The following is a 26,330-nucleotide window of genomic DNA, read 5'->3' as shown; positions in this document are numbered from 1 at the left end:
CGGTCGTTCACAGCGTCCTCGCTGTGTTTTTCAAAGGAACCTCATCCAGGACCACAAGGATCCATGGACGGGGTTGTTTTATAGTCTGGCGTTGACTTTTGGCACGCTGTTGAGTTCTCAAGGAACGGACGCTTCCTTTGTACTCACCCGAGAGACTCTTCGGCGGGCGCTTCCCTTCGGTGTTTCCAACCTTACCAGATCCGTTTTCCGTTCCGTTTCCGGCCCGGATTCGAAATCCGATCCCCGTTGGAGGGGGTTTTTCGCCGTGGAGCGGCTATTTGTTACTGCCGCGCCCTTCGGCGTGATCACTACTTTAGCGGATTTCCCCGGCGGCGCCTAATCGGCGCCTGGGGCTCAAACCGAACCGAATTCCGGCATGCCGAAATCAATCCCGTTCAAGGGCCGTGCAGTAGTGGATCCCGCCGAGCTGGCGTGAAGTGCCGCCGTGAAAAGCCCTTCGGCTTCGCGGCAGCTCGGAGTACATTACGGATCCGCCGACCCCGTGTCAACCCTCGTGCTGCCCTGCGCCACGGACGGGTCAGTCGAGGTCCCTGAGGCGCCCGCCGGCGTCCGGCTGGGCCGTTTCGACGCGGCGGAGGAGGCGGATCAGGAGTTCGCCGAGCTTGCCGCGGTCCTCGCAGGAGAGGTCCTGGAGGAGCTCCTCCTCGAAGACGGAGGCGAGCCGCATGGCCTCCAGCCACTTCTCCCGGCCGTCCTCCGTGATGCCGACGATGACGCGGACCCGGTTGCTGCCGTCGCGCTCCCGGGTGACGAGGCCCTCCGCGACCATGCGGTCGATGCGGTGGGTCATGGCCGCCGGGGTCAGGCCCAGCCGCTTCGCCAGGTCGCCCGGCCCCAGGCGGTAGGGGTGGCCGGCGAGGACCAGTGCCTTGAGGACCTCCCACTCCGCGTTGCTGATGCCCAGCTCGGCGGTCTGCCGCCCGTAGGCGACGTTCATGCGCCGGTTCAGCCGGCTGAGGGCCGAGACGACCTTCTCCACCTGGGGATCGAGGTCCTGGAACTCGCGCTGGTAAGCGGCGATCTGCTCTTCGAGGCTCGGCTCGGCGGAGCCGGGGGTGTCGGCCATGAGCCGCAGTATGACAGACCCCTTGCCGCTAAAGCCCTTTGATGTGTACTCTTTAGCTTCGAAGTTTAGCTCTGAAGTCTTCAGGTCTGGACTGTTGCCGTACGCGGCATGGTCCGGACCGTTTTCGTGATCAAGGCAAAGGAAGGTGAGTGTGACCACGGCGATGGGCGCGGCACTGCGCCGGATCCAGCTGGGCAACGCGCTGAGTGCGTTCGGCAACGGCTTTACGGTTCCGTTCCTGTTCATCTACGTGTCGCAGGTGCGGAACCTCGGGGCGAGTACGGCCGGAGTCGTGCTCGCGACGTTCGCCGTGGCCGCGTTGTTCGTGCTGCCCTTCGTCGGGCGCGTGATCGACCGGCGGGGCCCGCTGCCCGTCGCCGTCGCGGGTACGGTGTCGGCCGCCGTCGGCTCCATGGGCCTCGGCCTGGCCGACAGCGAGTTCCTCGTGGTCGCGGCCGCCGCCGCGCTCGGTGCCGGTATCGCGGTCATCCAGCCCTCGCTCGCCACGATGATCGTCTGGTGCTCGACGACGACCACCCGGTCGCGGGCGTTCGCCACCCAGTTCTTCCTCAACAACCTCGGTCTCGGCGTCGGCGGCCTGCTGGGCGGCCAGCTGGTGGACACGTCGGACCCGTCGAGCTTCGTCCGGCTGTTCGCGATCGAGGCCGTGATGTTCCTGGTGCTGGGCGCCACCATCGCGACCGTACGGCTGCCGAAGGCGCCGCGGGTCGAGGACGCCGTCCCGACGGACGGCTCCGCGCGGAACGGGTGGCGGGCGCTGCTCGCCGACCGGGCCATGGTGCGGCTGTGTGTGCTGGGCTTCGTGATGTTCTTCGCCTGCTACGGGCAGTTCGAGTCGGGCCTGTCCGCGTTCGCCGTGGAGGTCACGCGGATCTCGCCCGCGACGCTCGGCATGGCTCTCGCCGCGAACACGATGGCGATCGTGCTGACGCAGTTCGTGGTGCTGCGGCTGGTCGAGCGGCGGCGTCGGAGCCGGGTCATCGCCCTGGTCGGTCTCATATGGACGGTGGCCTGGGTGGCGGCCGGGGTCTCCGGACTCGTACCGGGGGCGCACGCGGTCGCGACCACGCTGCTGATCTCGACGTACGCCCTCTTCGGCATCGGTGAGTCGATGCTGGCGCCGACGATGGCCCCGCTGGTCGCGGATCTGGCCACGCCGGGGCTCGTGGGGCAGTACAACTCGGCCTTCGCCCTGGTGAAGCAGCTGGCGCTGGCCGCTGGGCCGGCCGCCGGCGGGCTGATGGCCGGGTCGGGTCTCTACGCGCCGTACATCGTGCTGCTGGTCGCCTGCTCGCTGGGCATCTCCGTGCTGGCCCTGCGGTTGGGACGCCGGCTCACGCCCGCGCAGGAGAACCCGCTGCGGGCCCAGGAGCAGCGCACGGTGGCCGCGCGCGTCGTCCCGCAGGAGGAGCGGGCCACGGTCGGCGCCTGACGGCCGACCGCGGTACGAACGGCGGAGTACGGACGGCGGAGTGGTGCGGCGGAGCGGTGGGCTCCGGCCGTACCGCTCCGCCGTTTGTCGTTGTCCCGGCCGGCTCGTGTGCGGCGTCCCGGTGGGCCGTCGGCGGCCGGCGCGGTCAGACGTGCGCGTGCTTCGTGGGCAGGGCGAATTCGCACCAGACCGCCTTGCCGCCGCCGGGGGTGCGGCGCGAGCCCCAGGACGAGGCGATGGTGGCGATGATCGAGATGCCGCGGCCGGCCTCGTCGGCGGGTTCGGCGCGGCGGCGGCGCGGGAGGTGGTCGTCGCCGTCGGTGACCTCGATGATCAGGCGGCGGTCGGTGCGGCGCAGGCGCAGCTTCATCGGGGGCGTGCCGTGCTGGAGGGAGTTGGCGACGAGCTCGCTGGCGGCGAGGACGCCCAGGTCGCGCAGGTCCGGCGGGAAGCGCCAGCTGGCGAGGACGCCGGAGGCGAAGGCGCGGGCGCGGGGCGCGGCCTCGACGCCGCCGAGCAGTTCGAGCGCCGCGTTGTGGAACAGCTCGGCGTCGTGGCCGGTGCGGGCGGGGTGCTGGAGGACGAGGACGGCGACGTCGTCGTCGTGCTCCTCGGTGATGCCGAGGGAGCGGATGAGGCGGTCGCACATGACCTGGGGGGTGCCCGTGGCGCCGGCGAAGGCGCGTTCGAGGGCGGCGACGCCGTCGTCGATGTCCTCGTCACGGCGTTCGACCAGGCCGTCGGTGTAGAGGACGGCGCTGCAGCCGGGGCCGAGGGGGACGCTGCCCGAGGTGTGCAGCCAGCCGCCGGTGCCGAGGGGCGGGCCGGTGGGTTCGGCGGCGCGGTGGACGGTGCCCTCGGGGTCGCGGACGAGGATGGGCAGGTGGCCGGCGGAGGCGTAGACCAGGCGGCCCTCGTTGGGGTCGTGGACGGCGTAGACGCAGGTCGCGATCTGGGTGGCGTCGATCTCGGCGGCCAGGCCGTCGAGGAGCTGGAGGACCTCGTGGGGCGGCAGGTCGAGGCGGGCGTAGGCGCGGACGGCGGTGCGGAGCTGGCCCATGACGGCCGCGGCGCGCACCCCGCGGCCCATGACGTCGCCGATGACCAGGGCGGTGCGGCCGGCGCCGAGGGTGATGACGTCGTACCAGTCCCCGCCGACGGCGGTGTCCTGGCCGCCCGGCTGGTAGGTGGCGGCGACCCGGAGGTCGTCGGGTTGTTCGAGCTCCTGGGGGAGCAGGCTGCGCTGGAGGGTGACGGCGGCCTCGCGCTGGCGGCGTTCGCTGGTGCGCAGCCGTTCGGCGGCCTCGACCTGGTCGGTGACGTCGGCGGCGAAGATCAGGACGCCGGGCTGCGGCGGGCCGTCGCCGGGGATGCCGACGCGCAGTGGGGTGCAGGTGAAGGTGTAGTAGCCGTGCCGGGGGCGGGTGGTGGTGCCGTCCGGGCCGGCGGGAGTGTCGGGACCGCCGGGGCCGTCGGGGGTGGTGCTGACGCGGCGGGATTTGACGGTGCGGGGTTTGCCGCTGCGCAGTACCTGGTCCATGAGGGCGAGGAGGCCGAGCTCTTCCAGCTCGGTGAGGGCCTCGCGGGCGGGGGCGCCGGGGGTGCGGGGGCCGAAGAGGGCGGCGTAGGCGTCGTTGACGTAGGCGATGCGGTGGTCGGGGCCGTAGACGACGGCGACGAGGGCCGGGACCTGGCCGAGGACGTCGTGGACGGACAGCCCGTCGAGGGTGGCGACGGGGCCGTCGGGTGCGGGGAGCGGGCCGGAGCCGGCGCGGGCGGCGGGGACGGATCCCGTGGCGGGCGTCGCCGCGGTGGGGGCGGCCGGGGCGTTGCGGTCGGCGCGCGTCGCGGCCCGGCGCTGTGTGCCGGGGAGCCGGGCGCTCCAGCGGGTGAAGTTCACTGAGGATTACCTCGCGGAGTCGGTCCGGATCAGCTCGGCGACGCGTGGCGGCCGAGCCGCGCGCCCGGCGCGGGGGCGCGGTGGTCGGTGCGGGGGCCGGCCCCCGGGGGAATGCGGCAAACGTCTGAATCCTTCGAATCCTCGCGATCGTCCGAATCCTCGCGATCGTCACTCTTCGGAAGTGCGGACCCACCCATGGTCACACGTCCAGTGTGGCCGACCGGACTGACATCCGTGAGACGTCGGAGCCGTCGGCGGGAGTTCCCCGCTCCGGTCCGGCGTGGCGCGTGCGTCACCCGGCCTCCGGATGGCGGCCGGTGCCGGCGGCGAGTTCGAACTCGGCCCGGGGGTTCTCCAGCGAGCCGAGCGAGACGATCTCCCGCTTGAAGAGGCCGGCGAGGGTCCATTCGGCGAGGACGCGGGCCTTGCGGTTGAAGGTGGGGATGCGGCTGAGGTGGTAGGCGCGGTGCATGAACCAGGCGGGGTAGCCCTTGAGCTTCTGTCCGTAGACGTGGGCGACGCCCTTGTGCAGGCCGAGGGAGGCCACCGAGCCGACGTACTTGTGCCGGTAGTCCGTGAGGGAGTGGCCGCGGAGGGAGCACAGGACGTTGCCGGCGAGGACCTTCGCCTGGCGGACGGCGTGTTGCGCGTTGGGGGCGCATTCGACGCCGGGTTCGTGCGCCGTCAGGTCGGGGACGGCTGCGGCGTCACCGGCGGCCCAGGCGTGGTCGACCCCTTCGACACGCAGGTCGGGACGGCACCTCAGACGGCCGCGCGCGTTCAGCGGCAGGTCGGTGGCGGCGAGGAGGGGGTGCGGTTTGACGCCCGCGGTCCAGACGAGGGTGCGGGCGGGGTGGCGGGATCCGTCGCTGAGCACCACGACGCGGTTCTCGCAGGAGTCGAGGCGGGTGTCGAGGCGGACGTCGATGTTCCGGCCGCGCAGCTCACGGATGGCGTACCGGCCCATCTCCTCGCCGACCTCAGGGAGGATGCGGCCGGTGGCCTCGACGAGGAGGAAGCGCAGGTCCTCCTGGTCGATGTTGTGGTAGTACCGGGCGGCGTAGCGGGCCATGTCCTCCAGTTCGGCCAGGGCCTCCACGCCGGCGTAGCCGCCGCCGACGAAGACGAAGGTGAGGGCGGCGTCGCGGACCTCCGGGTCGCGGGTGGAGGAGGCGATGTCCAGTTGCTCCAGGACGTGGTTCCGCAGGCCGATGGCCTCCTCGACGGTCTTGAAGCCGATGCCGTGCTCGGCGAGGCCGGGGATCGGGAGGGTGCGGGAGACCGAGCCCGGGGCGATGACCAGCTCGTCGTAGTGGACGGTGAGGGCACCCTCGCCGGACTCCTCGGTGGCGGCCGTCCGGACGGTGGCGGTCCGCGCCGCGTGGTCGAGGGCGGACACCTCGCCGACGAGGAGTTGGCAGCCCTTGAGGACGCTGCGGAGCGGGACGACGACGTGCCGGGGCGAGATGGAGCCGGCCGCGGCCTCGGGCAGGAAAGGCTGGTAGGTCATGTAGGGGTCGGGGCTGACGACCAGGATCTCGGCCTCGCCCTTCCGCAGCTTGCGCTGGAGGTGCAGTGCGGCGTACATGCCCACGTAGCCGCCCCCGACGACCAGAATGCGCGTCGCTTCCTTCACCGCCGGTTCTTTGGCCAAGGCTGTCCCTTCACATCCGCGCGGTCACACGGCTCCCTTCCATGACGCACCGGGTACCGGTGTTTGTCCACAGGGCCGGGCGAAACGTATGACCGGAGGCGTAGCCGGAGGGCGGAGCCTCCGCTTGCCCCACCCGGGACAAGGTATGCAGGTCAGCGCGGATCCGCCGGGGTGGTGAGGTGGTGCGGAATCAACCGCGGACCGGCGCGTACGCCTATTGGGGGCAGGCTGTGCGGAACTACCCTCTTCTTTCTTGACCTGGGCTCAACTATGTTCGTACTTCGTCGGGGTTCAGGCAGCGGCCTGCTCCGGCAGTCAGGGCGGGGAGTCTCCGGGGGGAGACGTCATAACCGGGGGAACGTATGCACATTCAGGGCTCTCATTGGTCTACCGCTGTCGCGCCCTCCGACGGGAACGGCGGCCGTAGTACGCCGCTGCGCGTGGACGCGCAGCGCAATCTCGAACATGTGCTGCGGGCGGCTCGCGAGGTCTTCGGCGAGCTGGGGTACGGAGCGCCGATGGAGGACGTGGCGCGCCGGGCCCGGGTCGGCGTGGGAACGGTCTACCGGCGGTTCCCGAGCAAGGACGTCCTGGTCAGGCGGATAGCCGAGGAAGAGACGGCACGGCTGACCGAGCAGGCGCGGACGGCGCTGGGCCAGGAGGAGGAGCCGTGGTCGGCGCTCTCCCGGTTCCTGCGCACCTCGGTGGCCTCGGGCGCCGGACGGCTGCTGCCGCCGCAGGTGCTGCGGGTCGGCGTCGAGGGCGAGTCCGCCCCGGAGCCGGTGGCGCCGGTGGCGCCGCCGCAGGCCCGGGTGCCGCAGCAGCGGCAGCCGGGGGCGGCCGGGGGCCAGCTCCACGAGCTGCGCCTCGTCGAGCAGCGGCCGGTGCCGGTGCCCGACGGGCAGCGGGACGGTTCGGGCGCGGCAGCGCTGCTGGAGGTCGTCGGGCGCCTGGTGGACCGGGCGCGGGCGGCGGGCGAGCTGCGGCCGGACGTGACCGTCGCGGACGTGCTGCTGGTCATCGCCACGGCGGCGCCTTCGCTGCCGGACGCGGCGCAGCAGGCGGCGGCGTCCTCGCGGCTGCTCGACATCCTGCTGGAGGGGCTGCGGTCGCGGCCGGCGGCTTGACCTGGCTGACGGCCTGACGGGTTGGCGAGCTGATGGCCTGACGGCTTGATGGCTTGATGGCCGGGCGCGCGGTGGCCGGCTGACGGCGGTCTTCCGTCGCCGGTCTTCCGGTGGCGGTCGGCTGACGGTGGTTGTCCGACGGCAGCCGGCCGGTAGCGGCCTTCCTGTAGTTGGCGTCCGACGGTGGACCGGCGGAATCGGGTGGGGCGTGCTTCGCCTGGTTCCGGGTCCTCTCGGCGCTTCAGCTCGTTCCGGCTCGTTCCGGTTGTGCCAGCCGGACGGGCCGGGGCCGATCGCGGTGTGCCGGTCCGGTCCTTGCCGGACGTGGTGGGTCGTGCGGTGCGGGCGCATCCGTCAGGCATCCGGAAGTGACGCCAGAAGCGGCGCCCGAAAGCCGCACCCGAAAGGAGGGCGGGCCTTCGGAAGGTTGTTCCCGTTCGGGTGACGCCGAGTCACCCTGAGAGCGGTGGGAAACCGGTTAGGGCGTGGGTTTTCCCACGCTCCGGTGTGCGAACGTTCCTCGGACGAGTGGTTGCCGTTCGCGCGTCTGCCATCGCGGTGTGCGTCTGTGCCACGCTGACCCCTGTTTTGTTCGGTGTCCGGCGTGCACGGGAGCTTCCGCTATGGGTCGTGACGGGCGGGAAGAGCCGTACGGGAACGAGGAGGCGGGTGCCTCGGCGTCGCACCGGACGCCGTCCGGGGTGCCCGGGCAGGGCGGTCCCCACGGCCGTGGCCGAGGGCGGCGCGGAGGGTCCCGGGCGAGCGTTCCCCAGCAGCGCGGCAGCGCGTGGGGCGGCGCGTTCGACGCGGCCATCGCCCACCCGACCGCCGGCAGGCCGCTCCCGCGGCCGTCGGCTCCGGCGGCGCTGCCCGGGCCCACTCGTGACGACGCCGGCGGACCTGACGCTCCCGGCCGTCCTGACGTTTCCGGCCGTCCTGACGGCGCGTCCGATGTGGACGGCGTACCCGACGACACATCCGGTGCGCCCTCCGCGCCGGATGCGGTGGAAGCCATCCCGGACGGTGCCGGAAGCGGGCTCCGGGCCGGAACCGATGACAACCGCGTAGCTGACGGAGATGTCGGCGGTGCCCGGGACGCGGGGGGCGCCGAGGGCGGTTCGGCGCTCTCGGACACGGAGTTGGTGGCCCGGCTGCGGGACGGCGAGGACGTGAGCGGGGAGGCGTACGCCCTGCTCTACCGGCGGCACGCCGCCGCGGTCCGCGGCTACGCCCGGACCTGCTGCCGCGACGTCCACACCGCGGAGGACCTCACCAACGAGGTGTTCGCCGCCACGCTGCAGGCGGTGCGCCGGGGCGGGGGGCCCGACACGGCCGTGCGCGCCTACCTGCTCACCACCGTGCGGCGGGTCGCCGCCGCCTGGACGCGAACGGCCCGGCGGGAACGGCTCGTCGAGGACTTCGCGGTGTTCGCCGTGTCCGCGGCCGGGGCCTCCATGGATCCGGAGGACACGCCAGTCGACCCGGGCGCGGACGTGCGCGCGATGCGGCAGGCCGAGACGTCCCTCGCCGTGCAGGCGTTCCGCAGCCTGCCCGAGCGGTGGCAGATGGTGCTCTGGCACACCACCGTCGAGGAGGAGTCGCCCAGCCAGGTGGCGCCGCTGCTGGGGCTGAGCCCCAACGCCACCGCCGTGCTCGCGCACCGGGCCCGCGAGGGGCTGCGGCAGGCGTATCTGCAGGCGCACGTCAGCGCGTCGTTGACGTCCGCGGGGAGTTGCGCGCAGTACGCCGACCGGCTCGGGGCCTACGCGCGCGGCGGGCTGCGGACGCGGGCCGAACGGGGGCTGCGCAAGCACCTGTCGGAGTGCGCCCGGTGCCGTACCGCGGCGCTGGAGCTCGCGGACGTCAACACGCGGCTGCGGGCGGTGCTGCCGGTGGCGCTCGTCGGGTGGTTCACCGCCGGCGCCTCGGTCAAGGCCGTCGCCGGGCTTGCGGCTGGGGCGGGAGCGGGAGCCGCCGCGGGCACGGGAGCCGCGGTGAGCGGCGGGGCGGCGGGCAGTGGTGCGGCGAGCAGTGGTGCGGCGAGCGGCGGGGCCGCTTCGGCGGCCGGCGGTTCGGCCGGTTCCGGTGGCGGCGCCGCGGTGGGCGAGGGTTTGGGGGCGCCCGCGAAGGTGGCGCTCGGGGTGGGGGCGGCCGTCGTCGCGGCGGGTGTGGCCCTCGCCTGCGTCCTGGCAGGCGGTTCCGGCGAGTCGCCCGGAAAGCCGCGGGCCCTGCGGTCGGCCCCGCCACCCGTCGTACCGTCCCACACGCCCCGGCCGTCCCCTACGGCCCACTCCGCGCCGCCCGTGGTGAAGGCGCGGCAGGCCGTCGCCTCCCCGTCGCGTACGTCGGCGAAGCCCACGCCCGGCCCCTCGCCCTCGCCCTCGCCTGCCCACCGGACGACGCCCGCTCCCCCGTCCCGGCCCGCGCCACCGTCCGCGTCCCCGCCGCCGAAGCCGTCGCCCGTCCCACCGCCGCCCCCGCCCGCCCGTGCCGTCTACCGACTCGACGACCTGGACTTCGACGTGTTCGGCGACGGCCACGAGCCGCAGGTGCGGATCGACGAGGGCAGTCTGGTGTGGCAGCGGGACGGCCTGCGGATCGGGGGCGTCGCCTACCGCCACGGGGTGAGCGTCGGGTCGACGTCGTCCGTCGCCATCGACCTGAACCGTTCCTGTACCGCCTTCGACGCCGTGGTGGGCGTCGACGATCTGTCGCTCGGGCGCCCGTCGCTGCGGTTCTCGGTGCTCGCGGACGGGGAGTCCGTGTGGCGGTCCGGCGTCGTCCGCGGGGACGGTCCGGCCGTGCCCGTCCACGCGGCGCTGACCGGCCGGCGGACGCTGCGGCTGGTGGTACGGACGGTGGCGCCGACGGAGGACGTGGTGCCGGCGCCGGTGCCGGAGGGCACGGCTGAGGCCGTCGGTGACGGGCCGGGCCGGTGGTGGAACCGGTGGCCGAGCGGGCGGCCGGGCGGCGCGGGCGTGGCGTTGACGGCACGGAGGGCGGCGCTCGCGCCGGTCACCGAACCGGCGCTCGCGGACTGGGCGGCGGCCCGGATCACCTGCTCGTAGCGTCGGATACCGGCCGGGCGGGAGCCGGAGGCCGGACGTGGTGTCCGCGTGCCTGTCCTGCCGGCCGTCGGGCCGGGGCGCATGCCGCATCGGCCACCGGGCCGGCACCCGCCGTCCGCCCGTCGTCCGCCCGCCGACCGGGCGACGCCCTGCGGCACCGGCTTCCCAGACCGCTTCTTCCAGCCGAGGACCGGTTCCGGCACCGCTCGCGACGCGGAGTGTGCCGGGCACTCCATCCGGCGGCAGGCTGGCAGGCCAGCGGGCCGCGGAAAGCAACCCCTATCGGCCGCCGCCAGACCGGCACTGCCCTGCCGCTCGCGGGCCATGGCACCGCTCCCGGCACCAGCTTCCGGCTTCCGGCTTCCGGCTTCCGGCTGACAAGCGAGTGCCAGCGCGCGCCACACCGCGGGACCGGCCGACGGGACGGCAGGAGGCACATCCAGCGGTCGTCACCCCGGCGTTCGCCCACCGGGCGACAGCCCGTGCCACCGGCTTCGCACGCACGGCGGCGTCCGCCGCGCGCGGCCGGTGAGCCGCCGTTCTCGGCGCATGTCCCGGCCCCAGGCCGTCCGTCGCACCCGGCCAAGCCGTCCTCCGCCTGTCACGCGGCGACTCACCCGCCCGCCGTCTCGCCGTTCCGCAACGGCCGGTGGGCCGGTCGGCCGGTCGTACCCATGGCCCGGCCGGTGATCGGCCCCGCCCTGAGCGTCCGGCCGGTCAAAGGCTCGGCCGCGGCACCACTCCCCCCGCCACCGCCCGCATGCGCGGCGCCGCCGGGCCCGTCCAGCAGGTGCCGCGGCGGGACAGCAGACGGCGGAGCCAGAGCTCCGTGGCGACCAGTTCGGCGAGGCCGTCCAGGGGCAGGGGCGCCCCGTCGGCCGCCGAGCGGAGGGCGTCTCGGACGACGCCGGCCTCGATCAGTCCCGCGTCCGCGAGCAGGGGCGCGTCGAAGAGGCGGAGGAGGAGGGCCGTGTACGCGCGCAGGCCGGCCCGGGACGCCGCCGCGTGGGCCGCGTGGGTGGGTGCGCCCCAGCCGGGCGGCAGTTCGCGGATGCCCGCCCCCGCGAGGACGGAGCGCAGGACGGTGGCGCGCGCCCCGGGTTGCACGCGGAGCGCTTGGGGCAGCGCGCGGCAGGCCCGTACGACCTGGTTGTCGAGGAAGGGGGCGTGCAGGCGCTGGCCGCGGATCTCCGCGGCCTGTTCGAGGACGCGGTGGTCCGCCGCGTGCCGGGCGAGGGCGGCGGCGGCCCGGCGTTCTCCGGGGCGCTGTGCCGCGCCAGTCGGCCGGACGGCGGCGGCCTGGAGCCGGACCGACACCTCCGCGAGGGCCGCTCCGGTGAGCCAGCGGGCGGCGGGTCCGGGGCGGCACCAGGTGAGGGCGGCGAGGGAGGCGTCCACGGCCCCGGCCGCGCCGGTGAGGTGTTCGGCCGTGGCGAAGTCCGGCGCCAGGAAGCGGGCCGCGGCGCCCTCCAGCCCCTCCCGGTAGGAGGTGCGGGCCAGTCGGCGCGCCGCGCGGTAGACGGTGAAGGGGACGGACGCCGAGAACCCGGCGAGCGCCGTCGGACCCGGGCCGTCCGCGCGGGCCAGGGCGGAGACCGGGCGGAGGAGGTGGCGGCGCCGGCGGCCCAGCAGGAGGTCGGCGAGGCGCGCCGGGTGGGCGTCGAGGACTTGGCGGGCGCCGTGCCCGGTGAAGTGGTCGGCGCTGCCTGCCGCGAGCCGGTGGCGGTGGCGGGCGGCGGTGACGAGGGCGGGGGACGGTTCGTCGGTGAGCGGGCCGTCGAGCAGGTCGGCGTAGGGCAGGGCTTCCTCGGCCGCGGCGACGACGACGTGGTGGAGTCGGGGGTCGGCGGCGAGCGCGCGGGCGCGTTCGAGTTCGGCCTCGCGGGCTCCGCCGTGGTCGGCCACCAGGTCGTTGAAGGTGACGACGAGGAGCCGTTCGCCCGCGCCGGTGCCGTGGCCGAGGGGGGTGCCGGGTGCGCCGGGGAGGCCCGCGGCGAGCAGGGCCAGGGTGGCGGAGGCGCTGCCTCCGGAGAGGTCGGCGCCGATGCCGGGGACGGGCCCGCCGCGGGCGGCGCGGCGGAACGCGGGGCCCATGCCGGGTACGGGTCCGGGGTCGGGCGCGGGGGTGCGGGGGAAGCCGTTCGGGGCGTGGCGGGGGGCGGCGAAGCGGGTGCGGACCGCCTCGACCAGGGCGTCGCGGACGCCGTCGACGGCCTGGGCCGCGTCGGGTTCGGGGGCGGCGACGACGAGGGAGGCCGACGGTTCGTAGCTGGTGACGTCGCGTGCGCCGTCGCGCACCACCAGCGCGTGCCCGGGCGGTACGCGCCGTACGCCGGTGTAGGGGGTGCTGTCGCCCAGCGCTTCCGCGGAGTCGGGGCAGGCGAGGAGGGCGGCGAGGTGGCCGATGTCGAGCTCGGCCTCGACGAGGTCGGCGAGGGGCAGGGCGGCGGTGGCGTAGGCGGTGCCGCCGGCCCACGCGGCGTGGAAGACGGGGCGGGCGCCGGCCAGGTCGCCGGTGACCGTGACGCGGCGGCCGATCTGGGCGACGGCGGTGTAGCTGCCGGGCCAGGCGGTCAGCGGGCGGAGGGCGCCGCCGCGGGTGGCGAGGAGGCCGGTGCGCAGCTGGTGGTCGTCGGCTCCGCAGCGGCCGAGGACGGCGAGGCGGGCGACGGGCGGCGCGGTGGTGCGGCCGGTGGCGTCGGGGTGGGGCCCGGCGGGGCGAGTACCGCCGGAGCGGGTGCCGTTGGGGTGCGGTCCGGCGTGGACGACGCGTACCTCGTCGGGCCGCCAGTCGCCGACCGCCCACAGCGGATCGGGGTCCTCCCACAGGAGCCGGGCGCCCACGGGCTGGACCGCGGGCGCGGCGGGGACGCCGGGCCGGGAGCCGGCGCGGCTCCACCCCACCAACCAGCGCATCGCCGCCTCCACAGGCTGTGGACAACCATCGGGTAGCAGTCATCATGCACAGCGGGACGGGCGGCACGACATCGATCGGGCCACTCGGGCCGGCCGGAGGGCGGCCCAACTGGCGGGAAACCGGGACGGAATGGCGGCCGACGACGTCACACCGTGGCGCATGCGCACCCCATGCTGCCACGGACACACCGGACTTGGCCGTTCCGGGCCGCTGTCCGGCCATGCGGCTCCGTCTGCGTACGGCGGGTTTCGGCCGTTTCCCGCACGCCCCGCGCGCGGCACGGGCGGCGCGCTCCCACCGCGCGTTTCCGCTCGCGAACACCCCTGGGGCCTGCCCTCGGGGGCTACCCTCCGTACCGTGAACGCCGCACCGCAGGAAGGCCGTTCACTCTCCTGCGGGCCCTCACCACCGGGGCGCGCCGTGGAGTACGCGCAGCCCGGGAGGCACGAGCCGCACCCCCCGGGCCGGTCCGCCGCCCGCGGGGAATGGGGCGACGGCTTCCCCCAGCCCACTGGATCCAGTACAGCGGGCCAACCCACGCAGAACCATGGAACCGCCCCGGCGATGGCGTATACAAGGCGCACAGTAGGCGCACGGCCACACTCTGCCGGAGCACGCGCCCCTCCGTGCACGCGCATGCGGACCAGAATCCCGCCATCCGGGACAACGCCCCTTAACGGTCGGGATGTGGGGAACTACGCTGGGTTTACGAATGCCCCGCGCCTATGCCGGGGCGGGCATCGTTGTTGCCGAGGGGTGCGCATGTCCAGGGAGCCACGCGGACCGAACGAGAAGCTGGGCACGGTCCTCGCTCTCGCGGGGATCAGCAACGCCGGTCTGGCGCGGAGGGTCAACGACCTTGGTGCGCAGCGGGGATTGACGCTTCGGTACGACAAGACGTCGGTCGCCCGGTGGGTCAGCAAGGGCATGGTGCCGCAGGGCGCCGCGCCCCATCTGATCGCCGCCGCGATAGCGGGCAAGCTGGGCCGGCCGGTGCCGCTGCACGAGATCGGCCTCGCCGAGTCGGATCCGGCGCCGGAGGTGGGCCTCGCGTTCCCGCGCGATGTCGGCCAGGCGGTCCGGTCGGCGACGGAGCTGTACCGGCTGGATTCCGCCGGTCGCCGCGGGGGCGGCGGCATCTGGCAGAGTCTCGCGGGTTCGTTTTCCGTCAGCGCGTACTCCACGCCCGCCTCGCGCTGGCTGATCACACCCGCCGACAGTTCGGTGGCGCGCGAACCGCAGCAGGCGGCCCGGGAACGCGACGCCGGCGCGGTGCCCGACTGCGGTTTACCGCAACGTGTCGGCCACAGCGACGTGGCCAAACTGCGCGAGGCGGCGGAGGACGCGCGCCGCTGGGACTCCAAGTACGGCGGCGGGGACTGGCGTTCGTCCATGGTGCCGGAGTGCCTGCGCGTCGACGCGGCGCCGCTGCTGCTGGGGGCGTACAGCGACGACGTGGGGCGCGCGCTGTTCGGCGCGACCGCCGAACTCACCCGCCTCGCCGGATGGATGGCCTTCGACACCGGGCAGCAGGAGGCGGCGCAGCGCTACTACATCCAGGCGCTGCGGCTGGCCCGCGCGGCGGCCGACGTGCCACTGGGCGGTTACGTACTGGCCTCGATGAGCCTCCAGGCCACCTACCGCGGCTACGCGGACGAGGGCGTGGACCTCGCCCAGGCCGCGCTGGAGCGCAACCGCGGCCTGGCCACCGCGCGGACGATGAGCTTCTTCCGGCTCGTCGAGGCGCGGGCGCAGGCGAAGGCCGGCGACCAGCCGGCCTGCGGGGCGGCGCTCAAGGCGGCCGAGGGCTGGCTGGAGCGGGCCCGGCCGGGCGACCCGGACCCGTCCTGGCTGGACTTCTACACGCAGGAGCGGTTCGCCGCCGACGCCGCCGAGTGCTACCGCGACCTGGGCATGCCGCGGCAGGTCCAGCGCTTCACCGAGCAGGCGCTGTCCCGGCCCACCGAGGAGTTCGTGCGCTCGCACGGGCTGCGGCTCGTCGTGTCGGCGGTCGCGGAGCTGGAGTCCGGCAACCTGGACGCGGCGTGCGCGGCCGGGGTGCGGGCGGTGGAGGTGGCGGGGCGGATCTCGTCGGCGCGGACGACGGAGTACGTACGCGACCTGCTGCACCGGCTGGAGCCGTACGGGAACGAGCCGCGCGTGGTGGAGCTGCGGGAGCGGGCGCGGCCGTTACTGGTGGCCACGACGGCGTGAGACGGGCGGGGCGGCGATCGGCCCGGGGCCGTCTCGGAGCCATCCTTGGGCCACCCCGGGGCCGCCCCCTCCCGTTCGCCGGACGTTGCGGCGGTGTTCGTCCGGGGGCGGTGGCGGCTGCCCCCGCGCCGCTCACGTCGCGCCGCCAGCTCCACCCGGAAAGATCCTTTCCGCCTTTCCCCTGGTCCGACGATGTTTCGGCCCGTTGTCAGTGGCGCACGTCATGATAGGAGCCGTTGAGTCGGCCGCAGCGGAGACGGCCGGTGGGTGCGGGAGGGCGGGGAGGTGAGCCCATGGGGGCGTACGACTGCGACGTGCTGGTGATCGGCGGCGGCATCGTGGGCCTGTCGACGGCCTACGCGGTCACGCGCGCCGCGCCGGGTACGAGCGTGGTCGTGCTGGAGAAGGAGCCCGGCCCCGCGCGGCACCAGACGGGGCACAACAGCGGGGTGATCCACAGCGGGATCTACTACCGGCCGGGCTCGTTGAAGGCCGGGTTCGCGGTGCGGGGCGCGGCGGAGATGGTGAAGTTCTGCACGGAGCACGGCCTGCCGCACGAGGTCACGGGGAAGCTGATCGTGGCGACGGAACGGGCCGAACTGCCGCGGCTGCACGCCCTGGTGCAGCGTGGGCGGCAGCACGGCATTCCCGTTCGCGAACTGGGCCCGGCCCAGATAGCCGAGTTCGAGCCGGACGTACGGGGAGTGGGCGCGATCCACGTCGGCACCACGGGCGTCTGCGACTTCGGCGCGGTCGCCGCGCACCTGGCCCGGCTCGCCGAGGACGCGGGGGCCTCGGTGCGGTACGGCGCGGAGGTACGGGTCGTGGGGCGGCGTGGCGCGGTGGTCGCCGTGCGGACGGCGGACGGCACGGTGGTACGGGCCCGGGCCCTGGTCAACTGCGCGGGCCTGCACAGCGATCGGGTGGCCCGGCTCGCGGGCGACGACCCCGGGGTGCGGATCGTCCCGTTCCGCGGGGAGTACTACGCGCTGGCGCCGACCGCGGCGGCGCGGGTGCGCGGCCTGGTCTACCCGGTGCCGGATCCCGCCTTCCCGTTCCTGGGCGTCCACCTCACGCGGGGCGTCGACGGCGGGGTGCACGTGGGGCCGAACGCGGTGCCCGCCCTGGCGCGGGAAGGATACGCGTGGCGGACCGTACGGCCGGCGGAGCTCGCCGCCACCGTGGCGTTCCCCGGCACGTGGCGGCTGGCGCGCCGGCACTGGCGGTACGGGGCGGCCGAGGCGCGGCGCTCGTTGTCGAAGGCGGCCTTCACCGCGGCCGTCCGCCGGCTCCTGCCGGGCGTCACGGAGGACGATCTGATACCCGCGCCGTCCGGGGTGCGCGCCCAGGCGGTGCTGCGGGACGGCACGCTGGCGGACGACTTCCTGTTCGCCGGCTCACCGCGGATGGTGCACGTCCTGAACGCGCCGTCGCCGGCGGCGACGGCCTCGCTGCCGATCGGGCGGGAGGTGGCGCGGAGGGTGCTGGCGGAGCTGCGGTGAGGCGGCCCTTCCGCGCCGGGGCTTGACTGACATGTACGGAACCAGCCGGTGCGGGCCTCGCCCGTACTATGGAAGAACTGTGTCCGAGAAGTCCGTGAACCCCGCCCGCCACGCCGTCTCCGCCGCGCCCGCGGCCGAGAACGCCCTGGCCGCCGCCCCGGCCGATGCCTCTGTCGACGCCTCCGCCGCCGAGCCGACGTGCGCGTCGACCGTCGAAGCCGCCACCGTCCCGGCTCCGGCTCCGGCTCCGGCTCCGGCTCCGGCTCCGGCCGGTGACGGTACGCGCGCCCGTGCCCGCCGGGAGCCGATGTTCCCCGACGGCCCCGCCCCGGACCCGGCCGGTTCGCACCACGAGCGGCGCATCCGCTCGTTCCAGCCGCGCCGCAGCCGGGTCACGACCGGACAGGGCGAGGCGCTGCGCCGGCTCTGGCCGGTGTGGGGTCTCGACATCGACGGCCTGCGCCGGATCGACCTGGGCGAGCTCTTCGGTGACCCGGCACTGCCGGTGGTCCTGGAGATCGGCTTCGGCATGGGCGAGGCCACGGCGGAGATGGCCGCGGCGGACCCCGGCACGGGCATCCTCGCCTGCGACGTCCACACCCCGGGCCAGGGCAACCTGCTCGCGCTCGCGGAGCGGAAGGGCCTGAAGAACGTCCGGGTCGCCAACGGTGACGCGATCATCCTGCTCCGCGAGATGCTGGCGCCCGACGCGCTGGCCGGCATGCGCGTGTACTTCCCGGACCCGTGGCCCAAGAAGCGGCACCACAAGCGCCGGCTGATCCAGCCCGAGTTCCTGGCCCTGGCGGCGACGCGGCTGGCGCCGGGCGCGCTGCTGCACTGCGCGACGGACTGGGAGCCGTACGCGGAGCAGATGCTGGAGGTGCTGACCGCGAGCCCGGACTTCGAGAACACCCAGGCGGACGGCGGCTTCGCCCCGCGCCCGGACTTCCGTCCGCTGACCCGCTTCGAGGGCCAGGGTCTGGAGAAGGGGCACGCGGTGCGCGACCTCCTCTTCCGCCGCCGCGGCTAGCGAGGAGCGCGGCGGGGGAACGAGAAGCGGGGGCCCGGGGCCGTCGGGAGGCCGCGGCCCCGGAGGCAAATCACTCCGCCCGCGCCGCCGCCTTGGCTAGGGTCGTCCAGTGCATGAGTCCCAGCCTCGCCCGCCCCAGCCCGCCGATCCGGGCCCGATACCCGCGCCCGGGGCCCCCGGGGCGCCCGGGATCCCGTCGGCCTTCGGCGCCCTGCCCGCTCCGGCGCGCTGGCACTACCGGCCGCGTCGTGCCCTCTGGGACAACAAGGCGGTCCGCGCGGGCGCGGTCGTCCTCCTCCTGGCCCTCTGCGGCCTGCTGATCCTCGCCCTCGTCCGGGAGCAGACCGGCACCCGGGGCTTCCTGGTGGGGCTGGGCCTGGCGGTGCTGCCGGTACCGCTGCTCATCGCCGCGTTCCGGTGGATGGACCGCGTCGAGCCGAAGCCCTGGAAGAACCTGGTCTTCGCGTTCGCGTGGGGCGCCTGCGCGGCCACCCTGGTGGCGCTCATCGCCAACAGTTACGCCACCGAGTGGATCATGAACAGTGTCGACACGGCCCATCGCGAGGACGCCGGCACGTTCGGTGCCACGTTCGTCGCGCCCGTGGTCGAGGAGAGCGCGAAGGGCGCGGCCCTGCTGCTCCTCTTCCTCTTCCGGCGCCGGGACTTCAACGGCATCGTGGACGGCGTCGTCGTCGCCGGCATCACCGCCACCGGCTTCGCGTTCACCGAGAACATCCTCTACCTGGGCAACGCGTACGCCTCCGACCAGAGCTTCGGCGCCTCGGGCTTCTCGACGACGGCGGCCACGTTCTTCGTCCGCGTCCTGATGTCCCCGTTCGCCCACCCCCTCTTCACCTCTATGACGGGCCTGGGCTTCGGCATAGCCGCCGGCCTCCCCACCCGCCGCCGCGTCCTGCGCGCCCTGGTCCCCGTCGCGGGCCTGCTCACGGCGATGGTCCTGCACGGCGTCTGGAACGGCTCGGCCTCCCTCCCGGGGCTGGGCTTCCTGGCGGTCTACTCGCTCTTCATGCTCCCGGTCTTCGGCACCCTCACCTGGCTGACCATCTGGTCCCGCCAGACCGAACTCCGCACCGTCCGCACCCACCTCCCCGAGTACCAGGCGGCCGGCTGGCTCACCCCGCCGGAACCCCTGGCCCTCTCCTCCATGCGCGCCCGCGGCATCGCCCGCGCCGTGGCCAAACGCACCGCCGGCCGCCCCGCCGCCCGCACGGTCGCCGAGTACATCTCCTTCGCGACGTCCCTGGCCTTCCTCCGCCAACGCGCCTACGCGGGCCGCCTCACCCCGGACTTCACGGCCCGCGAACAGGAACTCCTCCACCACCTGTGGCAGCGCAGGGAAGTGGCCCAGCCGGCACTGGAACGGGCGTCGTTGTCGGTGGCACGGCCGGTGATGACGCAGGCTCCGCACGGAACTCCGAGCCAATACATGCTGCCCGCACCCCCGCCGGGGCCGAGCTGGCAAGGACGTGCTTACTACGGTCCAGGGGGCGGAAAACGCCGGTGACACCGTACTGATTCCCTGTGTACCTAGGCGTGCGGAAGGCAAGTACCAGAGGGTCGTCAGGCTCCAGACCTTCGTTCCTCGACTACAGCCCCGACTTCCTCAGCGGCCAACTCCAGATCCTCGTGCTCCCAGAATCGGAGCACGACCCACCCCTGGTCCTTGAGAGCGAGCGTGGTGGCCGCGTCGCGGTCCCTGTTGTCCTTGATCTTCTGATTCCATTGCTCGCCGCTCTTCTTCGCTGGGCGGTAGTGGTCCGGGCAGCCATGCCAGAAGCAGCCGTCGACGAAGACCGCCACCTTGGCCTTGGGGAAGACGACGTCCGCCGTGCGTCGCAACTCGGGAAGTGGACGAATGCCTACCCGGTAACGCAGCCCCCTGCGGTGCAGGGCAGCGCGCAGCATCAGCTCCGGTTTGGTGTCCTTGCCCTTGTTCGCGGTCATAACCGCGCGGACGGAGAGCGACGACGCTCTCGAAGTCGGCGGGAGCGGCTCGTCGACCACCTTGCCCGCTTCCCGTGCCTTCGTCCACGCGAGAGCGAGGTTCGCCTTGCGGGTCGCTTCGTGGACCTCGCAAACGTACTTCTCCCTCGTTTCCCCGTTCTCCGACCAGCGGAGGTACGCGCGGATACGACGAGTGCTCCGGTACAGCCGGAGCTGGATCGACGCACGCGCGTAGGAACCATCGCCGAGCGGCACAGCGCGGCGGTGTCGACCTCCGGCTGCCTTGTCCTGCTCGGCGCTCCGCTTGTCACGGGACAGACCAGGACGCGCCCTGTACGCCTTCCCGGGCGGCAGTCCATCGTTCCAACCTTGCTGTGCTCCGGCTACCTCCCGTGTCACTGCTTCCCGCCGGACTTCTCCAGAGCGCCGACCGAGTCCAGGGCAGCGGCGACCGCGTCGGCGAACACCTTGCCCAGCTTTACTGGTACGGCGTTCCCGAGCTGCCGCATCTTCTCGCCCCGCGGGCCAGCGAGCGTCCATTCGTCGGGGAAGGTCATGACCCGCGCGGTCTCGCGAACCGTCATATACCGGTAGCCGCTCCCATCAAACGTTGGGTCATCCATCATCATCACGGACTCGCCGCCAGGAACGCCGTGCACGCCGGCCTTGACCGTCTTGGCGGGACGGTCAAGGAGGTTCGGAGTGTGCCCCGTGTAGACCCGGGCGCCCGGCCATCCGAAGTGGTCGGAGATCTCCCCGACCTGTTCCTTCCCGTTGACCGCCTTCTCGTTGACGAACGGCAGGGGGCGCCCCGCGAACTCGTCAACCCCCTGGATCGCGTCCCGGAGTGTCCGCCAGGGCTGAAGGTTCAACTTCTCCTTGGTCTTCGGGCAGTCGTAGTTGAGCTCCCGCCGGTTTGCGATGGCCCGGGCCTTCGCCTCCTCCGGGACCCCCCGATGACGGTCCCAGTATTCCCCGCCCTCACGCATGGAGTGGATCAGTGACTCATCCGAGTGCGTCGCCTTCGGCGCGAAGTTCTCCCAGTCTTTCATCCCGAGATCCGCTCGGAAGGCCACGATCACGACCCGCTGCCGGATCTGCGGGACACCGAAGTCAGCGGCGTTCACGGGGTGGTACTGCACAATGTAGCGCTCGGAGGCAGGCACCGAGTCGTTCGCGAGCAGCTTCTTCAGATCCTCGTTGTGGGCCTCCCACGACGCGCCCTCCATGCGCTTGACGAAGGGAAGTCTCATCTCGTTGAGGATGTACTGGAAGTACGGGTCGAAGGACTTCCGGAGTAGGCCCCGGACGTTCTCACAGATGACAGCCTTCGGTCGCATCTCCTCGATGGCGCGGAACATCTGCGGGAACATGTTCCGCTCGTCCTCCGTACCCTTGGCGACACCGCCCAGGCTGAACGGCTGGCAGGGCGGTCCGCCGGCGAGAACGTCGACCTGGCCTTCAAGCTTCTTGAAATCGTCCAGCAGGTCGCGGACATCGCCGGGCTTCAGCGGCCACCTCCCGCCACCAGGCATCTCGTTCATCTGGAGGGTCTCGATGGCCCGCTTGGCGTACTCGTTCACCAGCAACGGTCGGAAGCCGGCGTTGTGGACGCCCATGGCGAGGCCACCACCACCGGCGAACAGCTCGACACAGGTTCCCAACTCGGGACGCTTCGTTCGCAGCTCAGGCATGGGAAAACCATACCGCGGAATAGTTGATCACGTGAGTCCCATGTGGAAACCTGGCGCCATGTGCCCCAACTTCACCGGATAGAGTGATGACAATCACTCGTCGCTTACACAGGGGGGCCTGGGTCGTGTCGCTGGAGAACCACGCCGAGTTCAAACTGAGCATCACCAAGGCACTCGGTGATCAGCTCGCGGACGCGCTGAAGGAGCTAACGCCGGCACCTCTCACCGTGGAGAAGATCCGGTCTCTCCGGCCGCTCCCCGGCGTTTACCAGCTCTATAAAGACGATGACCTCGTCTACGTGGGCAAGGCGGATCGTAGCCTCCCGCAGCGAATCGAGAAGCACTACCGGAAGATCTCCGGCCGCACAAACATTTCCCTAGACCAGATGGCGTTCACCTGCCTCTACGTGGATGAGGACTTCGGCGCGGTCGCTCCCGAGCGCCTGCTGATCAACCGGCACAGGGGTCAGGGGGAGGTTCCGTGGAATTACAACGGATTCGGCAACAACGACCCTGGCAAGCGTCGTGACACGACTGAGGTAGAGGAAGGGCACTTCGATCATGAGCACCCGATCAATCTTGAGTACCAGCTGACGGGACTGCTGGCTGAACGCACCATGACAGAGGAGACAGTACCCCTCTCTACCTTGCTCCAGGAGGCGAAGGCGCAGCTCCCGTATGTTTTTCGTTACCAGGCTTCGAAGGAGTTCGACGACATCGACGTGGAACTCCCTAACACGTACGCGACAGCGGATGAGACGCTCAAGGCAATCGCCGCGCGACTCCCGGACAAGTGGCAGATCACCGCTCTCCCGGGCTATCTGATCATGTACCCGAAGGCCGAGGACTACCCGAGCGCCCGGCGGTACTACCGCAATACCGGCGTTGTGGACGTCTGGCAGCAGTGAGAACAGCAATTGAGTAATCTGTACGAGCCGGAGGGCCACAAGGTGTCGGCTTCACCCAATCCGTCGAGCGGGAGCTTTCCCCCACCGCAAAAGCCGCCTCGGAAGCCACGGAAGTCGAAAGCATGGCGTAAGACGGCGGAAAGTCATCATTCCACCCCGTACAATCCCCTGGATCTAGAAAACCTAGGGCGCAGCGTAGAAGCCGAACTCTTGAAGCGGGAACCTGAGCCGCTGGACGAGGTCAATCCTGTCTACGGCAGCGGCATCTACGCCCTGTACTACTGTGGCTCGAATCCCCTGTACACGGAGATCAGCTCGCCCGACTGCCTCATCCCTCTCTACGTGGGACAGGCGCGGCCCACAGGTGTACGGAAGGGCACAGCTGAGGAAAAGCCCGATGCCACCACGCTGTGGGATCGGATCTACGAACACAAGCAGTCGATCCACCAGGTCCACGATCTGGAGATTTCGGACTTCCGGGTTCGATACCTGGTCGCGATCGAGGCATTCGTGAGCATCGCCGAGCGGGTGATCATCCGGCACTATCGGCCGGTCTGGAACAGCATCGTCGACGGCTTTGGAAACCACGACCCCGGAGCCAATCGGCGAAAGGACAGTTACCGTCCCGCCTGGGACGAACTGCATCCGGGCCGCTGGTGGTCCCATCCGGACAACATGCCAACGCCAAGTAAGACACCGGCGGACGTGTCCCGTTCACGAATCCGAGACCTTCTCACCGGCAAACTGTCTGAAGAAGCTGTTCTCGCTATCGAGGCGGAGCAGACGGAAGAGGAAGAGCACGACTGATCTAAGGCTCCTGTCGCCGGTTCGATAGCCGGTGACAGGGGCCTCGCCGTTTCACAGGTACAGAGAAGGAAGTTCCGTCGGGGACTATCTCCCACCGGGCGTAGCTCTTCGTCAGGCGGGCGACGCACCGTCTGCTCGAGGCTTCCTCCTTGGCGCGCTTGCACTCGTAGTAGGCCCGTGATGCGCGAAACGACCGCAGAGTCGAGGCAACGCCGGCGACATTGCCTCCAGCGCAACCTAACGAGCCACGATGGGAAAATCGGGGCATAGCCGAGGAATTGGCCAGGAGACCGATCGGCCAGTTCTTCGCCGTGTTTCGCCCGGTCATCGGGCCGGGGTACGACTGCGTTTCGACAAGAGGAGAGAAGCCGGATGGCAGCATGGTTGATGCTCGCTGTGGCCGAACACAAGCGCGCGGGCGATCGCTACGACGATGACCCCTCCACCCACTACAGCTGGGACGATCGCGTCCCCAACCACGCCGCCGTCCAAGTCGGCGACGCAATCGTGCTGCGCGACCGCGACACCCTACTCGGCGCGTCGATCATCGAATCCATCGAGATAGGCATCGGGCGTAAGGAGATTCGCTCATGCCCGTTCTGCGGCAAGGCCGGTGCCGCGCCACGCAAGCGGGAATTGCCGAAATACAAATGCTGGAAGTGCAAGGCAGTTTTCCCTGAGCCCAGAACTGAGGCCGTGGATGTGACGACATACCGCAGCCAGCACGCAACCGGTTGGGTCGACCTTCATGGAATGATGACCGTGCGCGAAATGAACGGACTGTGCGAAAAGCCTAAATCACAGCTGAGCTTGCGTCGTCTGCGCTGGGATTACTTCCGCGCCGCGATCGAAAACGGCCAGAACCCCATCCCCCTACGCGTCCTCACTAACACGAGGGAACTTCTCGCCGGCGGCCACCGTACAGCCACGATACGAGCCAGAATCGGCCAACCAGTTTTCCGTAAGATTCTCTTGGAGACCTTTGGTGAAACCTGCGCCTTTACTGGCCCCGCCCCCGCCCAAGCTTTGGAAGCCGCACACCTCTATAGCTATGCCGCCAACGGCGAACACCACAAGGGCGGAGGCCTCCTCCTTCGCCGGGATTTGCACCGCCTCTTTGACCTCGGCCTTATCGCCGTCAACCCAAGAACAAAGACCCTGGACATATCCGCTGAACTAGCCCCGTATCCAGACTACGTCCAACTACACGGCGCACTCTTGGCCGTCACTATAGCGGCAGACCACGAAAAATGGCTTAGCAAGCACTGGAACATGCACCGCTCCGCAGTGCAGCCCGTCTCTGTGGGTGGCACGCTTGATGAAGACGGGTAAGTCGAGTGTCGTGATCAAGGAACGAATCCACTCACCTTTACTCGCACGATCATCGCACCCCGACTAGCGCAACTCCTAGTAAGAATGGTGTCCTGCCCTTCACGCTCGCAACCCACAAGGGCACCATCCGAACTCATTTAGTTATTCCGCCGCACTCGACTCCAGTGCTTAACGACGGTTTATGCCACGTTCCATTTTGGAGCTCAAGGCATCCTCTGCTGCACCCCGCACCTGTCTCCAGCCGCTGAGCTGGACGAGGGCGGGCGGGGCCACTGCTCGTCAAGGAGCTCTCCGCTGCCTGTGGACTCCATCTGGCGTGGGACGGGTTGGCGGGTGGGGGAAGTGCCTGTGGTTCGAACTTCGTAGCCGAAAGGCGCGCTACGCGGAGGCCAGTTCCGTGTTCTCCCCGATGCCCTGTGCGGCGGGCTCCTGGGGCGGCGTCCGCCGGCCGATCGCGGAGGACAGGGACAGGATGGTGAGGGCCGCGGCCGTGCCGGCGATGGCGCTGAACCACCAGATGGTGGCCGGGCCCGTGGTGGCGTAGAGGGTGGTGCCGAGGGAGAGAGCGGTGAAGCGGGCGGTGCCCCAGGTCCACTGGTAGGCGCCCTGGTAGCGGCCTCGGGCGTGGTCGGGGGCGAGGGCGGCGACGATGGAGCCGGCGACGCCGCCGATGGTGGCTTCGCCGAGGGACCAGAGGACGACGGTGGCGGCGTAGGCCCAGGGGGTGTGGGCGACGCCGGTGAGGGCGACGCCGAGGGCGATGAGGATGCTGCCGGCCACGTAGACGGGGATCTGGCGGAAGCGGGCCAGGACGGTGATGGCGAGCGGCTGGAGGGCGACGACCAGGGCGGCGTTGAGGGTGGACATCAGGCCGAGGGTGGTCGTGGAGAGGCCGTCGTCGCGGATGGCGAGGGGGAGGGCGACCTCGGTCAACGTGTAGATGACGAGGGCGACGTAGAAGAGGGGGAGCAGGGCGCGCATCAGGGGGTCGCGGAGGACGACTCCGTAGCCGGTGCCGCCGGTCGCGTCGCGGGGGGCGCGCTCGGGGCGGCCCGCCGGGAGGAAGGACGCGGCGATCACCGCGTAGGTGAGGGTGCTCACGACGTCGACGGTGAAGAGGAGCCAGTAGCCCCGGGCCGCCAGGAAGCCGCCCAGCATGCCGGCGACCGCGGTGCCGATGTTGACGGCCCAGTGGAACAGGGAGAACGCCGCCCGGCGGCGGTCGGCGGTGACCTGGTCCGCGAGGAGGGCGCTCGCGGCCGGGCCGACCATGCTGCCGGCGCCGCTGAGCAGGATGGCGGCGAGGGCGAGGGTGACGGTGTCGGGGGCGGTGAAGAGGAGGCCCTGGCCCGCCGCGGTGCCGACGAGGCCGGCGATCATCGTGGAGCGGCGGCCCACCCGGTCGGCCAGCAGGCCGCCGAGGGCCGGGCCGATCAGGTTGCCGGCGCCCAGGGCACCGAGCACGTAGGGGATCTGCCCGGTGGGGATGCCACGGGAGCCGAGGAAGAAGACGAGGAACGGGGTGACGAGGTAGCCGAGTCTGTTGACGACCGTGCCGGTGAAGACGATCCAGGCGGCGCGGGGAAGACCGCTGAAGGTGGAGAGCATGCCCCGACCTTCGCCCGGTGCCGGCCCGGCCTCCATTGATTAAGCTCAGGCCGAATGCAACCGG

At 71.8% G+C, this 26,330-nt stretch carries 17 protein-coding genes; 10 read left to right on the top strand and 7 right to left on the bottom strand.

All coding sequences use genetic code 11. From position 1 onward, the window contains the following. Positions 1 to 538: 538 nt before the first annotated feature. Complete coding sequence (locus tag K7I03_RS17550; protein WP_185944422.1) at positions 539 to 1,087, bottom strand: MarR family winged helix-turn-helix transcriptional regulator; 549 nt, start codon at positions 1,085 to 1,087, stop codon at positions 539 to 541. Between the two features lie 151 nt (positions 1,088 to 1,238). Here K7I03_RS17550 and K7I03_RS17545 point away from each other — a divergent pair, with 151 nt between their 5' ends. Further along, the gene (locus tag K7I03_RS17545) at positions 1,239 to 2,540 is read left to right on the top strand and encodes an MFS transporter (RefSeq protein WP_185944421.1); all 1,302 of its coding nucleotides are present in this window, start codon (positions 1,239 to 1,241) and stop codon (positions 2,538 to 2,540) included. 145 nt (positions 2,541 to 2,685) lie between these two features. Here the strand turns inward: K7I03_RS17545 and K7I03_RS17540 are convergent, their stop codons facing one another. Both K7I03_RS17540 and K7I03_RS17535 read right to left on the bottom strand, forming a co-directional pair. Then, positions 2,686 to 4,440 (bottom strand): ATP-binding SpoIIE family protein phosphatase, encoded by a 1,755-nt coding sequence (locus K7I03_RS17540; RefSeq protein WP_185944420.1) that lies wholly within the window; start codon positions 4,438 to 4,440, stop codon positions 2,686 to 2,688. Positions 4,441 to 4,732: 292 nt separating this feature from the next. Next, on the bottom strand, positions 4,733 to 6,076 hold the full coding sequence (locus K7I03_RS17535) for an NAD(P)/FAD-dependent oxidoreductase (protein WP_185944419.1): 1,344 nt from the start codon (positions 6,074 to 6,076) through the stop codon (positions 4,733 to 4,735). A 380-nt stretch (positions 6,077 to 6,456) separates the two neighbouring features. On the opposite strand from K7I03_RS17535, the gene K7I03_RS17530 reads away from it, so the two are divergent. Beyond that, positions 6,457 to 7,221 (top strand): TetR/AcrR family transcriptional regulator, encoded by a 765-nt coding sequence (locus tag K7I03_RS17530; RefSeq protein ID WP_224347096.1) that lies wholly within the window; start codon positions 6,457 to 6,459, stop codon positions 7,219 to 7,221. 953 nt (positions 7,222 to 8,174) lie between these two features. Then, entirely contained in the window at positions 8,175 to 10,289 is a 2,115-nt protein-coding gene (locus tag K7I03_RS17525) for a sigma-70 family RNA polymerase sigma factor (RefSeq protein WP_398857402.1), read from the top strand. A gap of 717 nt (positions 10,290 to 11,006) precedes the next feature. Here the strand turns inward: K7I03_RS17525 and K7I03_RS17520 are convergent. Continuing rightward, positions 11,007 to 13,205: an asparagine synthase-related protein gene (locus K7I03_RS17520; RefSeq protein ID WP_185944416.1), complete on the bottom strand. Its 2,199-nt coding sequence runs from the start codon at positions 13,203 to 13,205 to the stop codon at positions 11,007 to 11,009. Positions 13,206 to 13,968: 763 nt separating this feature from the next. On the opposite strand from K7I03_RS17520, the gene K7I03_RS17515 reads away from it, so the two are divergent. From K7I03_RS17515 to K7I03_RS17500, 4 genes are all read left to right on the top strand, one after another. Continuing rightward, positions 13,969 to 15,420, top strand: a complete 1,452-nt coding sequence (locus K7I03_RS17515; RefSeq protein WP_185944415.1) for an MFS transporter — start codon at positions 13,969 to 13,971, stop codon at positions 15,418 to 15,420. 293 nt (positions 15,421 to 15,713) lie between these two features. Then, positions 15,714 to 16,922 carry an L-2-hydroxyglutarate oxidase gene (gene lhgO, locus K7I03_RS17510; RefSeq protein ID WP_185944414.1) on the top strand — a complete coding sequence of 403 codons (1,209 nt, stop codon included), beginning with the start codon at positions 15,714 to 15,716 and terminating at the stop codon, positions 16,920 to 16,922. Positions 16,923 to 17,229: 307 nt separating this feature from the next. Continuing rightward, positions 17,230 to 17,952: a tRNA (guanosine(46)-N7)-methyltransferase TrmB gene (trmB, locus tag K7I03_RS17505; RefSeq protein ID WP_224347442.1), complete on the top strand. Its 723-nt coding sequence runs from the start codon at positions 17,230 to 17,232 to the stop codon at positions 17,950 to 17,952. Positions 17,953 to 18,061: 109 nt separating this feature from the next. Beyond that, positions 18,062 to 19,477 carry a PrsW family intramembrane metalloprotease gene (locus K7I03_RS17500; protein ID WP_398857398.1) on the top strand — a complete coding sequence of 472 codons (1,416 nt, stop codon included), beginning with the start codon at positions 18,062 to 18,064 and terminating at the stop codon, positions 19,475 to 19,477. Positions 19,478 to 19,533: 56 nt separating this feature from the next. Here the strand turns inward: K7I03_RS17500 and K7I03_RS17495 are convergent, their stop codons facing one another. After that, positions 19,534 to 20,172: a very short patch repair endonuclease gene (locus tag K7I03_RS17495; protein WP_185944439.1), complete on the bottom strand. Its 639-nt coding sequence runs from the start codon at positions 20,170 to 20,172 to the stop codon at positions 19,534 to 19,536. 140 nt (positions 20,173 to 20,312) lie between these two features. Then, a complete protein-coding gene (locus K7I03_RS17490) occupies positions 20,313 to 21,611 on the bottom strand; it encodes a DNA cytosine methyltransferase (RefSeq protein ID WP_185944412.1) in 1,299 nt (432 codons plus the stop codon). Positions 21,612 to 21,736: 125 nt separating this feature from the next. Between K7I03_RS17490 and K7I03_RS17485 the strand changes: the two genes are divergently transcribed. The 3 genes from K7I03_RS17485 (at position 21,737) to K7I03_RS17475 (ending at position 24,658) form a co-directional block, all read left to right on the top strand. Beyond that, a complete protein-coding gene (locus tag K7I03_RS17485) occupies positions 21,737 to 22,519 on the top strand; it encodes an Eco29kI family restriction endonuclease (RefSeq protein ID WP_185944411.1) in 783 nt (260 codons plus the stop codon). A gap of 9 nt (positions 22,520 to 22,528) precedes the next feature. Next, a complete protein-coding gene (locus K7I03_RS17480; protein WP_224347095.1) occupies positions 22,529 to 23,326 on the top strand; it encodes an Eco29kI family restriction endonuclease in 798 nt (265 codons plus the stop codon). Between the two features lie 372 nt (positions 23,327 to 23,698). Then, positions 23,699 to 24,658: an HNH endonuclease gene (locus tag K7I03_RS17475; RefSeq protein WP_224347094.1), complete on the top strand. Its 960-nt coding sequence runs from the start codon at positions 23,699 to 23,701 to the stop codon at positions 24,656 to 24,658. A 378-nt stretch (positions 24,659 to 25,036) separates the two neighbouring features. Here K7I03_RS17475 and K7I03_RS17470 read toward each other — a convergent pair whose 3' ends face one another. Further along, positions 25,037 to 26,266, bottom strand: a complete 1,230-nt coding sequence (locus K7I03_RS17470; protein WP_185944410.1) for an MFS transporter — start codon at positions 26,264 to 26,266, stop codon at positions 25,037 to 25,039. Positions 26,267 to 26,330 lie beyond the last annotated feature (64 nt).

The organism is Streptomyces mobaraensis (genome assembly GCF_020099395.1).
GTDB lineage: Bacteria > Actinomycetota > Actinomycetes > Streptomycetales > Streptomycetaceae > Streptomyces.
The sequence above is the reverse complement of the archived record's forward strand: the minus strand, read 5'-3'. Positions and strand labels throughout refer to the sequence as shown.